9 protein-coding genes and 3 pseudogenes are annotated in these 13,939 nt (G+C 44.2%); 8 read left to right on the top strand and 4 right to left on the bottom strand.

From position 1 onward, the window contains the following. A pseudogene (locus tag F6K37_RS12100) lies at nt 1-139 on the bottom strand (RNA-guided endonuclease TnpB family protein); the annotation flags it as partial. A 57-nt stretch (nt 140-196) separates the two neighbouring features. On the opposite strand from F6K37_RS12100, the gene F6K37_RS12095 reads away from it, so the two are divergent. Next, entirely contained in the window at nt 197-394 is a 198-nt protein-coding gene (locus F6K37_RS12095) for a hypothetical protein (protein ID WP_008180784.1), read from the top strand. A gap of 350 nt (nt 395-744) precedes the next feature. Here F6K37_RS12095 and F6K37_RS12090 read toward each other — a convergent pair. Beyond that, nucleotides 745-918: pseudogene (locus F6K37_RS12090) on the bottom strand (RNA-guided endonuclease TnpB family protein); the annotation flags it as partial. Between the two features lie 190 nt (nt 919-1,108). Then, nucleotides 1,109-3,520 (bottom strand): selenide, water dikinase SelD, encoded by a 2,412-nt coding sequence (gene selD, locus F6K37_RS12085; RefSeq protein ID WP_044492438.1) that lies wholly within the window; start codon nt 3,518-3,520, stop codon nt 1,109-1,111. Between the two features lie 313 nt (nt 3,521-3,833). Here selD and F6K37_RS12080 point away from each other — a divergent pair, with 313 nt between their 5' ends. From F6K37_RS12080 to F6K37_RS12070, 3 genes are all read left to right on the top strand, one after another. After that, entirely contained in the window at nt 3,834-4,754 is a 921-nt protein-coding gene (locus tag F6K37_RS12080) for a putative selenate ABC transporter substrate-binding protein (protein ID WP_008180779.1), read from the top strand. A 304-nt stretch (nt 4,755-5,058) separates the two neighbouring features. Next, entirely contained in the window at nt 5,059-5,826 is a 768-nt protein-coding gene (locus F6K37_RS12075; protein WP_008180777.1) for a phosphonate ABC transporter ATP-binding protein, read from the top strand. 523 nt (nt 5,827-6,349) lie between these two features. Beyond that, nucleotides 6,350-7,984, top strand: a complete 1,635-nt coding sequence (locus tag F6K37_RS12070; RefSeq protein ID WP_287250390.1) for a PhnE/PtxC family ABC transporter permease — start codon at nt 6,350-6,352, stop codon at nt 7,982-7,984. A gap of 149 nt (nt 7,985-8,133) precedes the next feature. On the opposite strand, the gene F6K37_RS12065 is transcribed toward F6K37_RS12070, so the two are convergent. Continuing rightward, entirely contained in the window at nt 8,134-9,252 is a 1,119-nt protein-coding gene (locus F6K37_RS12065; protein ID WP_008180771.1) for a trans-sulfuration enzyme family protein, read from the bottom strand. A 487-nt stretch (nt 9,253-9,739) separates the two neighbouring features. Between F6K37_RS12065 and dxr the strand changes: the two genes are divergently transcribed. The 4 genes and pseudogenes from dxr to F6K37_RS12045 all read left to right on the top strand — a co-directional run. Further along, the gene (dxr, locus tag F6K37_RS12060) at nt 9,740-10,951 is read left to right on the top strand and encodes a 1-deoxy-D-xylulose-5-phosphate reductoisomerase (RefSeq protein ID WP_044492437.1); all 1,212 of its coding nucleotides are present in this window, start codon (nt 9,740-9,742) and stop codon (nt 10,949-10,951) included. A gap of 217 nt (nt 10,952-11,168) precedes the next feature. Further along, nucleotides 11,169-12,040: pseudogene (locus F6K37_RS12055) on the top strand (RNA-guided endonuclease InsQ/TnpB family protein); the annotation flags it as partial. A 371-nt stretch (nt 12,041-12,411) separates the two neighbouring features. Then, complete coding sequence (locus F6K37_RS12050; protein WP_008180765.1) at nt 12,412-12,669, top strand: zinc ribbon domain-containing protein; 258 nt, start codon at nt 12,412-12,414, stop codon at nt 12,667-12,669. A gap of 278 nt (nt 12,670-12,947) precedes the next feature. Continuing rightward, a partial coding sequence (locus F6K37_RS12045) for a phosphoglucose isomerase-related protein (RefSeq protein WP_502887738.1) occupies nt 12,948-13,939 on the top strand: 992 nt, incomplete at its 3' end.

Raw genomic sequence — 13,939 nt, 5'->3', positions numbered from 1 at the left:
GCTCCAACCAAGAGTAATGTTTTTGCTTCGCATAATAAGTTGCACAATTCCCTAGGCTATTAGCATTCTCGCATTGGAACAACCAAAAGGCTTTTTCCTCCTCTGAAAAACTAGCTTTGACTGGAATTGTCTTGTACAGTTGTCATCACCTCCTTGTTTTTTTAATATACTCTTAGTAAAGACGTTGGTTCTGAATATGTCAACAATAAATGAGCGGAAAACCAGAAAAAGAATGCGGGGAGTACCCGTACATCATGATGAATTGAAGAAGCCCCATACCGTTTGGCTAACTGGGACTACTTGGAAGTGGCTTCAATTATCAGCTAGAGAATCAAATACCAGTGTGGGAGAACTTGTAGAAAAAATTATTAGATCTGAAATAAAGAAAGACTAAAGAGACACGACTGGGTCAACCCAGTCTCTCTGTTTCACCCTCGGTCTAAAGACACAAGGCTCTCACATTTCAAGAAGTTTTGGTAGGAAAAGACCCTCGGCATCTTCTGTGTCTTCCTAACAGACTGTTCTCACTTTTGATGGTCAGGATGATTATATCGATTTGGGAAATCAGCCTGAATTTAAAATTGCCAAAGATATCACCCTAGAAGCTTGGATTTATTGTGAAGCCTAAGTTAGAGAGGCTGGTATTATTTCCAAGGTTTTTGATACAGGTGCTGCTAAGAGTGGATACGCTCTCTTACTCAATGGGAAAATCGGGATATTTTTTGCTGTGAAAACCTCATCTCAAAAAATTCTGTAAAGGATTTTGGAATATCGGCTAAGGTCACTTTTCCCTGTACCATTGTTGTCCAACCATAGACGGATGCAGCTATTTCAGATGAACTTAACTGTCCGGATATCTTCATCTATCGATGAATACTGAGACTTTTTCCCTTTGGCTTTGAACTCTATAATAATCACCGAATTTCGACTTTATTCGATATATATTTATCTTAACAGGCTTGTATAAAAGTGTTAAGCAAAAGTCGAGATTTTATTCACGGCGACTAAAGTCGCTACGAGCTTTCATCCCTGGTTTGAAAACACGGGGCTTTCAGCTTTAGGAGTTCCGTAAGCATTCAGCGGTCAGCTTAATGCTCGCGTTTTCTCTTTAGCCAATATTCAGGGTAATTGGCATACTTTCCGGAGCAGGAATAACCCTACCAATCAAGGAGCTTTGCTTGTGACCAAATGTTTTCAACTTCTTGATACATTCATCAAGGTTTTCAGCTGGAATAGCAGCCAGGAGTCCACCAGAGGTTTGAGGGTCAAATAACAACTGGTATTTGGCTAAATCACTAGCCTGGGTAGCATTATTGATGTAGATGGCTAGTCGTAAATTTTGAGGGTGTAGGGAACTGGTAATTCCTGCTTGCACCGTTTCTATGGCTCCTGGCAAAATCGGTATGGTATCTAAGTCTAATTCAACGCCCACTTGGGAGGCTTTTACCATCTCGAACAGGTGTCCGAACAGCCCAAATCCAGTAATGTCAGTGCAGGCTGTTGCGCCGGATTCAAGAAGGACTTGGGCAGCGGTTTGATTGGAGAGCAACATGGATTCAAGGGCCTGCTCAATCCAGCGACCTTTAGCTTGGTAGCGCATATCAGCTGCAAACAGTGTTCCTGTACCAATAGCTTTGGTTAGAATCAACACTTGCCCCGGTTTCATCCCGCTTTTGCGCAAAAGTTGGTTGGGATGAACTAGCCCGTTGCAGGACAGACCAAAGGCTAATTCCGCGCCTTCAGTGGTATGACCACCAATTAAGGGACTCTGACAGTCTTGGAGGATTTTATTGGCTCCCGACATCAATTGATAGAGAGTTTCCTCGATCTTTTCGTCTGTCCCGTAGGGAATGGTGACGATGGCTAAGGCACTTTGAGGGGTTGCTCCCATGGCAAAAATGTCACTCAAACAGTGATTGCTGGCAACTTGACCGAAGATATAGGGGTCATCGATCAAGCTACGAAAATAATCGACTGTCTGTACCAGCAGTTGACCGGCTGGAACTTGCAAAACAGCTGCGTCATCTGGGTCCCCCAATCCAATCATAATATCGGCTCCTCCCATGATCGGCAGCCGTTTGATCACCTTTTCTAGGATTGTACTACCGACCTTTGAACCACAGCCTGCACAGTGCATTTTGGGTTTGCTAATCGGTGATGGCAACAGGGAACTGGAGAGATTGTCTTCTTGTCTTTGGGACTCTTGATCTCCCCTACTGCTTGGTTGTTCCGCTTCCATTGACGGTAAATCGTCAAACTTATCCATGAATTTGCGGTCAATTTGGTCTTTCCATAGCCACAGCAGCGGTGAGCGCCACTCCAAAAATGACCAAGAAGCGATCGCTTGTTTGTCCCCGGTGCCAATTAAACTTAAATATCGGGCCTGGGGATGATAAGGGAGCAGTTTTTGCCCTAAGACAATCCGTCGCAGGTTTTCAAATAATGGCTTTCCCTGACGAACAGCAAATACCCCAGCTTTGGGCCGCTGGTAGTTTTGCATGGTGGCAATATCTCCAGTAGCAAAGACATGGGGATGGGAAATCGACTGTAAGGTATCGGCAACGAGAACGAACCCTCGCTCATCGGTAGCCAGTCCTGAGGCTTTAATCCAACTGGGAGCCGAAGCTTGAGTCACCCAAAAGACATGGTGGCATGCGATTTTTAAGCCAGAGTCGCAGATAACCCATTTTTGTAAATTTGTACTGGGAGCATCTTGCTCGTTTTCCGTATTTCCAGGGAGCAAGATGCTCTCACTACTAATGTTTGTGTAACTTGGGCATGCTCCCAGTGGATGGTCATCGCCATTAGCAGCTATTTCACTGACCCTTTCCCCTAAATGAAGCCTAATGCCTCGCTGCAAGAAAATTTTTTCTAAGTGACGGCTGACCGACCTATTGTGCTGAGGTAACAGTTGTGTGCCTCGATGGAATAAATGAACTTGTAACTTCTCCGTCGGTTGACCAGCATCGGTTAATATTCCATGCAATTTTGCTTGCATGTTGAGGGCGAGTTCTACTCCACCAGCTCCACCCCCAACAATACCCAAGGTGAAAGGGTCCATGGGATTTTGTTCCACCTGGGCAGCGATTTGCTCCCAGGCTGCTAAAAACAGGGGAACCGGTTTAGCAGGAATCGAATACTTAGCTGCACCAGGTGTTCCAACCGTTGCTGGCGTACTGCCAATATCAATGGATAAATAATCAAAGGCAACAGGGGGATGATTGGCACAAATGACTTTCTTTTCAGTTAACTCCAGACCAATCCCTTGGTCTAAATATAACTGGGCTTTGGAAAACACCGCCAGACGACGCAAGTCGATGTGAGCTTCATCGTAGCTGTAAAAACCGGCAACATGACCTGGTAGCATTCCCGAATAGGGAGTGTGGGCATTGTCGGTAATCAGGGTTATACGGACACCAGGCAGAGGTTTCATGGCAAACTTTTTGAGAGCGATCGCATGGCTGTGACCACCGCCAACTAAGACTAAATCTGTGGTGATCGGTTGAGGAGCTGCCTGCATGAGACCCGTTGAAAAAATTGAAAAAGCTGTCTTCAGTTTATCTAAATTTTGGTTCAATAAAACCCACATGCCAGACTTGACAGTGTCATACGTAATAATCAGGCTTTATCTGTGGCTTATCAAACACCGATAGCGCCAAATTTAATATTTAGCAAAATTAACTATTTATAGGTAAAAAAAATCGCCAAGCTACACAGAATTAGCGTATTACTTTAATACTACAACTTGATCGGCGGAATCTGGGATAAAAAAATTAAATTTTTACCTTAGCCAAAGTATAATCTTCACAGTTTGATGATCAAGAAAAAAAACAATGAACAAAAAAATCTTACTAGGTTTTATTTTAGTCCTATTACTACCGGTTACTGCCTGTGCCCCTAGCTCCGATTCTACATCTTCGTCTGGAAATGGGGCTAAGGTTCAATCTTTTACCACTGGAGCAATCCCCGATCAAGATCCTGAAAAGTTACAGCGACTCTACGGCAAGCTTGCAGCTTACCTAGAAGCAGAGTTAAAGGTTCCGGTAGAATACAAGCCTGTGATTGACTATGCAGCAGCGGTAACAGCTTTTCGGGTGGGGGACTTGGATCTGGTCTGGTTTGGTGGACTGACTGGGGTTCAAGCACGGTTACAGGTAGAAGAGGCTGAAGCGATCGCTCAACGGGATATTGATGCTGAATTTCACACCGTTTTTATCGCCAATAAAAGCAGTGGGATCAAACCCATTAAGAACATTAAAGATTTAAAAGTTTTGAAAGGTCATACCTTAACCTTTGGCAGCGAGTCATCTACCTCTGGACGCTTGATGCCCCAGTATTTTCTCCAACAAGCAGGGGTAACCTTAGACGATTTTCAAGGTGAAGTTGGGTTTTCCAAATCCCACGATGCCACAATTCAATTGGTTGAGGCAGGGAGCTACAAGGTAGGAGCCTTGAACGAACAGGTCTGGAAGAGTCGCGTTGCAGCTGGAAATGTGGACTTAAAAAAAGTAGAGTTGATTTGGCGAACTCCAGCTTACTATGATTATCACTGGGTGATTAATCCTAAAGTCAAAGAACGCTACGGGGATGATTTTGTTGAGCGGGTTCAAGCCGCCTTGTTAAAGCTAGATCCTAATGTTCCCGAGCAAAAAGAAATTCTTGACTTATTTGGAGCTACTAAATTTATTTCTACAAAAAATGACAACTATTCCGAAATTGAGGCAATTGGACGGAAAATTGGCAAGATTAAGTAAATAAGCTGATCTGCATTTAAATTGGTTATTCCCCGTTTCTTTATCCGCAGATCCGCTGTTCCCTTTGAGCACTTTAGGTGACGTTGCGTCAGTCAAGGAATGAAGTTGTTGAATCTTAGCGCTGAATAGGAGTAGGCTGGGCATCCTGCTAGCCCGAAAAGATCCGGTGCGTTTACAGTCGTCGAATTAAATTCGCCACCGGTCGCACCGCCAGGAACACGGAAGATGCCCATTCCACAAAACTATTCAAATCATTCCATTATTAAGCAACGCCAAATGCTGAAGAGCTTATCACTAATCACCAATGACTAAAATTCCTATCTTTGAACTCAAACAGGTATCCCAGCAATTTGGCCAGTTTCGGGCATTGACTAACCTTAACCTCAAGATTTATCCTGGGGAACGAGTTGCCCTAGTCGGGGCGAGTGGTGCAGGTAAAAGTACTTTGATCCGCCTGCTCAATGGCATCTTACTCCCCAGTAAAGGAGAAGTCTGGGTCTTAGGTCGTAATCTAGCTAGAATCTCCCCGCGCCAATTGCGTCAGGTACAGCGTCGCCTTGGCACCGTTTACCAACAGTTCAATCTAGTCAATAACCTCCGGGTGATTCATAACGTTAATGCGGGTCATTTAGGACGCTGGTCATTGATGAAAGCCCTTGTTTCTTTATTGTTTCCCCAAGAGGTAGACACTGCTCTCAAGGCTTTAGCTCAGGTAGGAATTCCCGAAAAGCTTTATGCACCCACCGAGGAACTGTCTGGAGGACAGCAACAACGGGTTGCCTTAGCTAGAGTGCTGGTGCAAAATCCTGACGTGATTCTTGCTGATGAACCGATTTCTAACCTGGACAGGCAAATGAGTCGGGAAATTATGGATTTGCTCAAGGAGATAAGTGAAACCGGGGGAAAGACATTAGTAACTAGTCTCCATTCTCTCGAATTCGCCTGCAGTCATTGCGATCGCTTGGTGGGATTGCAACGGGGACAGATTGTCTTTGATGTTCCTCCAGGGGTTTTGTCTCAGACCATGATCGACAAATTATATGCTACAGAAACTGATCTGATCAATGTATAGTTTTCAATTTTCAGGAACCGTTCCGTCTCAACTTATATAGCACTCGGAGTAAAGTTTAAGACACACTATACCAAATTCGGTTATTATAGGTTATTTACCTAAATCCTCAAATCAATTCTAGGCAAAGACTTTGATTGTTTTGAATATAGTATTATTAAACCTGATTTAGTATTAGACATCTCTAAATAATCTTTAATAGAGTCACAGCAATCAGACTAAGCGGGTCAACAATTGATTAAAAATTGAACCTTATTAACGATGGTAGCGGTACCAAAGTATTGATTTTAACTCCCGAAGCCTTGACTACAACCTAGCTAAATCATTACATCTTTACCACTACCATTTTTACCATTTATCTATGGCTAATTATGTCCATTAAACTCTATTTTTATGGGGTGATGGTATTCTATAAATATCTATTTGTGTTCGCTGTTAACCGTTTTATGTTTCCTGTTACTTTATCCACTGTTCCCTTGAAACCAAAATACTATTAAACTAATATACTTCCGTTGCAATAACTTAGATGACTCAACGTTTATCTCGTCCACCATTACTGAATCGCAGCCTGCTGTGGGGAATTTGTTTTGTCATTTTTATCGGGATGGCGGTTGTTAAAGCTGGTATCTTTGAGCAAGATCTTGTTAATCTGGGAGGATTTTACCAACTCTTGCGATTCTTGCGGGCGAGTTGGCACCCCGAAATGAGTCCTGAGTTTCTGCACCTGACCTTGAAGGCTACCCTCACGACCCTAGCTTATGCCGCCTGCGGCACTTTCCTGAGTATCTTGCTCGGCGTGGTGGCAGGAGTGATCACCTCCCAGGTTTGGTGGTTGACAGTCTTGCCTCACTGGACTCTGCGACAACCCATCTGGCTGGGAATTCGGGGACTGCTGGCCTTCCCCAGAGCGATTCATGAGATGATCTGGGGGGTTTTTTTTGTCAGTATCTGGGGTTTAGATCCTCTGGCGGCCATTATGGCCATCGCCATTCCCTATGGGGCAATTGTCGCGAAGGTCTTCTCAGAAATTCTGGATGAAACGCCCCGAGGTGCTTTGATGGCATTACTCAGTAGTGGCGTGTCCCCCTTGATGGCCTTTCTTTACAGTATCATTCCGCAAGCCTTTTCAAATCTCCTGTCTTACACCCTCTATCGCTTTGAGTGTTCCATTCGTTCAGCTACTGTACTTGGGCTGGTTGGGGCTGGTGGATTGGGCTATGAGATTTTGCTGAGTTTACAGTCTCTTCGTTACGAACAACTATGGACATTTTTCTATGCCCTAGTTTTATTAAGCGCTGTAATTGACATCAGTAGTGTCATCTTGCGTCGCCGGATTAATTTAAGAGTAGTTTTAATTTTAGTGGCCTTGTGCTGTTTGGGGTTTTTGTATGTCAGTCCTGATGTGAGCAAGTTTTGGTCTCCCCGAACTCAAAAACTCTTGGGTGAGATTGCCCAAGCATCATTTCCCCTCGATTTTAAGGCTGTGCCCTTGTCGCAGCTGTGGAAGTTATCACTACAAACTCTAGTTATGTCTGTCCTGGCCAGTGCTGGTTCTGGTCTTGGAGGGATTGTTCTGTCTTTTCCGGCAGCCCATAATTTTTTGCTACCAGGGGGATTGCTCAATCCCAGTCCAAAAGCGTCCCGATTAGCTGGCTTACAAGGCTGGTCTATCCTAGTATTCACCAGGATCATACTACTGTTTTGCAGAGCTATTCCTGCCCCAATTTGGGCATTAGTTGTGATGTTTGTCATGTTTCCGGGAGTTTTACCTGGTGCGATCGCCCTAGGATTGCATAATATCGGCATCCTTGGCAGGTTGATGGCAGAAATGAATGAAAATTTGGAAAAGCCTCCTTTAGAAGCCTTAAAAGCACAAGGAACTCCAGGAGCACTCTTGTTTCTCTATGGGATATTCCCGATGAATTTACCTCGTTTTCTGGCTTATATTTTCTATCGCTGGGAGGTGTGTATGCGAGAGACGGTCATTGTAGGATTAGTTGGGGCTGGAGGATTAGGGGTATTGTTGACCGAACAACTGAGCAGCTTTGATTATCCGAGTGTGGGGATGACGCTGGTTTGTTTTGTCTTTTTGACTTTTTTCGTTGATGGGGTGAGTGCTGCCGCTAGAGAATCGATAACTCCTCATAAATCTCTAAAGTAGTAATGCGATTAAGCTTCTGCCTTACTGGCGTTGCACAATAACGGGATGATGTACCTATTTGTCGAAGGAAGTTTGAACTGTAGACTATAAGCCACTTTTAGTTATGTGCAAAAAATGGTAACATCCCACAAATGTGCAACGGCTCCTCACTAACCTAAAGCTTGGGCAAGATCTTCTAGTAGATCATCAGTATGTTCAAGACCAACAGACATCCGTAACAGATTGTCTGGGGTTCGGGTACCAGGAAATTCCATGGAAGCACGATGTTCAACTAAACTCTCGACACCTCCCAAGCTAGTGGCTCGTGTAAATACTTTCACCTTGCCAGTAAAGGCAAAGGCATCTTCCCTGTTTCCTTTAACTTGGAAAGAAATCATACCCCCAAACAAGTTCATCTGAGCAGCAGCAATTCCATGTCCTGGATGGTTTGGTAATCCCGGATAATGAACAGCTTCTACTTTGGAGTGTTCTTCTAAAAACCGTGCCACCTTCAAGGCATTTTCTGAATGAGCTCTCATGCGGTAGGGCAAGGTCTGAATGCTCCGCAGGAGTAACCAACAGTCGAAAGGGGCGGCTACTGAACCGCCAGCCATCTGAATTGTTTTAATTTTGTGAAAAAATTCATCCTTAACCTTAGTAATCACGGCACCTCCTAAGACATCACTGTGTCCACCGAGATACTTGGTTGTGGAGTGGATAACCAAATCTGCCCCCAACTCCAACGGACGTTGGCTAATCGGTGTTGCCCAAGTGTTATCGCAAACACAATAGACATTATGGTGATGGGCAATATGGGCAATCTTGCTGATATCAGTAATCCTTAACATTGGATTGGAAGGCGTTTCTATCCAAATCAGCTTGGTGTTGGGTTGAACTGCTTCCATCACTGTGGTAGGATTAGCCATGTCTACAAAAGTGACCGCCAAATTCCAAGGGCCAAAAACTTCTCGCAAGAGAAACCCAGTTCCTGTGTAACTATCTATAGGTGCCACTACATGGTCTCCAGGGGACAAAGCCTGGAAGATACTCAAGGTAGCCGCTGAACCAGAAGAAAAAGCGGCGGCTGCTGCTCCCCCCTCCAATTTAGACAGGCATTTCTCCAGACTATCCCGATTCGGGTTATTGTCTCGACTGTAGTTATAACCCTGAGGGTAGCTGCCGTCTGGATGACGTTCAAATGTAGTAGATAGATAAATTGGGGACACTACTGCCCCTGTGGCTGAGTCAATATTATGGCCAGCATGCACTGCCAGTGTCTCAATTTTCATGCAACCTTTTGCTCAAATCACTGATAATACCTTTTCATAGGGAAGACGCCACATCATATATATCTATATATATAGAATATAGCGTTCCTCATACTTATGAGGTAAAGTCAATTTTCTTCCGCCCTTATTAAGGGTGGCAAGGGGGGATTCGTACTCCGTACTCCCTACTCCGTACTCCCTACTCCCTAGTCCCTATTCCCTAAAACCCAGGACTTTGTACCTCACCCAATTGAAAACTACTATATATAAATGTTGGCCATATCATTCCGCATTAATCCGGTCTACGTTGTGTGATTGACTACATAAGACTTGCTGATCACTCACAATAGGGGTAAAACTTAATCAAAACCGATATTCACTAAGGTTTGTTGCCAAATTGCCAATACGATCAGAAAAATTTACCAATCGTTTTAATTAGGTTGAGTTACTTATAGGCTTCCCATTGCCCCGGTATGATAGGGGAGTTGTTGGTAATTATAAAAAAATTGTGAAAAAAATTACACTCTTAGGTTCCACTGGCTCAATAGGTACCCAAACTCTCGATATTGTTAATCAATACCCCGAGCAATTCCAGTTAGTGGGATTGGCAGCTGGGCGCAATGTGGAAATGTTAGCCGCTCAAATTCGGCAATTTCGACCGATGATTGCCGCAATTCGTGATCAAGAGAGATTGCCAGAACTCAAAGCAGCAATTGCTGACCTTGACCCCCAACCTATTCTTTTAGGGGGCGAAGCTGGAGTGGTAGAAGTGGCACGCTATGGTGATGCGGAAGCTGTAGTTACTGGCATTGTCGGCTGTGCGGGTTTGTTGCCTACTATTGCTGCTATTGAAGCGGGTAAAGACATTGCTTTAGCGAATAAAGAAACTCTAATTGCAGGTGGTCCAGTAGTACTACCCTTAGTTGAAAAGCATGGTATTAAGCTGCTACCAGCTGACTCAGAACATTCGGCCATTTTTCAGTGTCTTCAGGGAGTGCCAGCAGGGGGATTGCGGCGGATTATCCTAACTGCATCTGGGGGGGCTTTCCGAGATTGGTCCGTAGACAAGTTAGCTTCAGTGAAGGTGGCTGATGCCCTGAAGCATCCCAACTGGTCAATGGGACGTAAAATTACTGTAGACTCTGCCACCCTGATGAATAAGGGATTGGAAGTGATTGAGGCTCACTTCCTGTTTGGCATGGATTATGACCACATCGACATTGTGATCCATCCCCAGAGTATTATTCACTCCCTGATTGAACTGCAAGATACCTCAGTATTAGCTCAGTTAGGTTGGCCAGATATGCGCTTACCTTTACTCTATGCCCTCTCATGGCCGCAACGGATCTATACCGATTGGGAACCACTAGATTTGGTGAAAGCTGGTAATTTGACTTTTAGGGAACCGGATCATCAGAAATATCCCTGTATGGGCATCGCTGATGCGGCTGGTCGGGCTGGGGGGTCGATGCCAGCGGTATTGAATGCAGCTAATGAACAGGCAGTTGCCCTATTCCTAGAGGAGAAAATTGGTTATTTGGATATTCCTCGTTGTATTGAATCTGTATGCGATCGCCACCAAGCTGATAACTGTTCCAATCCTTCCTTAGACGATATATTGGCAGCAGATCAATGGGCAAGACAGGAAACTATAGCTGCTAGTAAGTTGCTCAGGGATTCGATCACTTTGCCACAGCCTGTCGCTTCAACAAGCCCTTGAGTGGGTCTAATCCCTGCTTAAAAATCCAAAAAAGTTTTGGGAACAGTCGCGCATAGCCCCGACGTTAAGGGCTAGTTCAGTCGGGGTAGTTTAGGCTATCAATATGGAGCAATTCACCTCACGTTATACCCATCGGGTTAGCGTGAGGTGAATTGCGGTCAGAAGCTTAGTTCTACTCAAGTGGCATTCCTGGATAGAATTATGTTATAATTTAAATATGCTGACACTAACCTACGAGTACAAACTGATTCCTTCCCAAAAACAAATCGCCGTCATTGAAGATATATTGGCGGTTTGCCGAAAAGTGTGGAATTACGCTTTAAGGGAACGAAAAGATTGGTACAAAAGTCGAAAGTGTGCAGTTAATTATTGTTCATTACAGCATGAATATATAATTCCAGTAGATCAGCCATATCCTAAATACAAAATACAAGCTGCTAATTTAACTAAAGCCAAAAAAGCCAATCCTGAACTCAAAAGAATAAATGCTCAGGTCTTACAACAAGTTTTAAAGACTTTAGATCGAGCATTTAAAAACATGAAAGAACAAGGATATGGTTTTCCTAGATTTAAAAATCCAGATCGGATGCGATCGTTTGTATTTCCTCAATTTAAAACAAATCCAATTAAAAATGAGTGGATTAAGCTACCTCAAATTGGAATAGTTAAAATGAGATTATCACGGCCAATTCCAGATGGATTCAAGATAAAGCAAGTTAGGATAGTTAAACGAGCTAGTGGTTATTTGGCAATGCTGTCTTTACAAAGTGAAGTCAGTGTTCCTGATCTACCAGGATGGGGTCACCCGCTGGGGATTGATATTGGACTAAATAAGTTTTTAGCAACTTCTGATAATGAGTTAATAGAGCGCCCTAGATTTTTAAGCGAGCTGCACGGTAAGCTTAAATTGACGAGCGACCCCGCGCCGTCGCACGGCGCTAGGGAACGCGCGAGTTGCTACAACGCAGATTGAAGCTAAAGAAAAAAGGGTCGGCAAATAGACATAAACTTAATCATAAAATTGCAAGACTTCATCAAAAAATCTCAGATACTCGAAAAGATTTTCAATTCAAGTTAGCACATCATCTGTGGTGAGCATTCAGCTATCAGCTATCAGCTATCAGCTATCAGCTATCAGCTCAAAGCTTTGAGCTTTTAAATAAAACAAGTAAGCATTCGTTTAATCTTTGTTACGTCAGCTGTTCGCTTAGGGTGGGCCTTTAGCCCACAGCTGACGGCTGACGGCTGACGGCTGAATGCTTACCATCTGTGTGACCAAGCTGGGAACGAAGTTACCGTAAGAATAGTGGAGCCTTTATGGTTAGCAGGCTATGCATAGAAGAGTTAAAACTTGTTGATTAAGGCTCCACTATTCTAAGGTTTCGTCTCCGGAATGATATTTGTTGAGAACTTAGACTTGAGAACTTGGGCAAAAGGAATGTTAAGTAAACATACCCGTATTGGCTGGTTTTGGTCAGTTATTTAATATCTTAGCTTGGGTTTGTTGGAAACGAGGGGTATATTTTGGCAAAGTTGACTACAGATTTACCAGTCAAATTTGTCCAAATTGTGGTAAACATACAGGGAAAAAGGATTTGTCTGAACGTATACACAAATGTCCTGAATGCCATTACGAAATTAACAGAGATGTTTCAGCTGCTCAAGTAATTTGTCAACGTGGTATCACTGCGGTCGGGCAGATCTTGAAGTTACCGTAAGGATAGGGTCGCCTTATCACAAAAGACTTGAACCTTTTACGCATAACCTACCAACTATAAAGGCGACCCTATCTATCGGTTTCGTCTCGTGGGAAAAAATGACTGTGTAGGCGGGCTGTCGGGGGTTGACAACAACCTAGATAAGTGCTTTGGAAGCAGTAAACCCAAATTGTGAAGTTTGGGAATCCCCCGTTATAATCTCTGATTTAACGGGGGAGGATGTCAAGTGCTTGCCTTAAACTTGTGAGTGGACAATAACAGAAGTTGGAGAGCTACTTATGGACGCCGCTGCACTCTGGCAACGCTATCAGGATTGGCTTTATTACCACGAAGGGTTAGAGCTTTACCTTGATATCAGCCGTATGGGGTTTGATCATGCCTTTGTGGAGGCGATGCTGCCTAAGTTGGAAAAGGCATTTAAGGATATGGATGCCCTAGTCAACGGTGCGATCGCAAACCCTGATGAAAACCGCATGGTCGGTCACTACTGGCTAAGAGACCCGGACTTAGCCCCAACTCCAGAACTCCAACAAGACATTGTCAACACTCTCGACAAAATTGAAACCTTTACCCAAAATGTCCACACGGGTGCCATCCATCCCCCTAGGGCACCAAAATTTACTGATGTTCTTTCCATTGGTATTGGGGGTTCTGCCCTTGGTCCTGAGTTTGTCGCTGAAGCCCTCGGGCTAGACTCTCCTCCTTTAGCCATTCACTTTATTGACAATACTGACCCAGCTGGCATTGATGCTGTGCTAGCCCAACTCCAAGACCGATTGTCTAGCACTCTGGTATTAGTCATCTCCAAATCTGGGGGAACACCAGAAACTCGTAACGGCATGGTGGAAGTTAAAACAGCCTACGAGTCTCAGAATCTAGACTTTGCTGCCCAGGCTGTTGCCATTACAGGTGTTGGCAGCAAACTAGATCAATTGGCAAAATCCGAAGGTTGGCTGGCCACCTTTCCCATGTACGATTGGGTAGGAGGACGTACCTCTGAAATGTCCGCCGTGGGACTACTTCCAGCTTCACTACAAGGGATTGATATCCGTCAGATGCTGGCTGGTGCTAAAGAGATTGATAGCGCTACCGGTAGCCCCCAGCTCAAAAGCAATCCAGCCGCCTTACTTGCCCTATCCTGGTACTTTGCTGGCAATGGCAAGGGGGAGAAAGATATGGTCATGTTGCCTTACAAAGACAGTCTATTGCTATTCTCCCGCTACTTACAGCAGCTGGTAATGGAATCTCTAGGTAAGGAAAAAGACCTAGA

The sequence above is a fragment of the Moorena sp. SIO4E2 genome (assembly GCF_010671945.1).
Lineage (GTDB): Bacteria > Cyanobacteriota > Cyanobacteriia > Cyanobacteriales > Coleofasciculaceae > Moorena > Moorena producens.
This window is presented reverse-complemented; position numbering and strand designations above follow the sequence as displayed.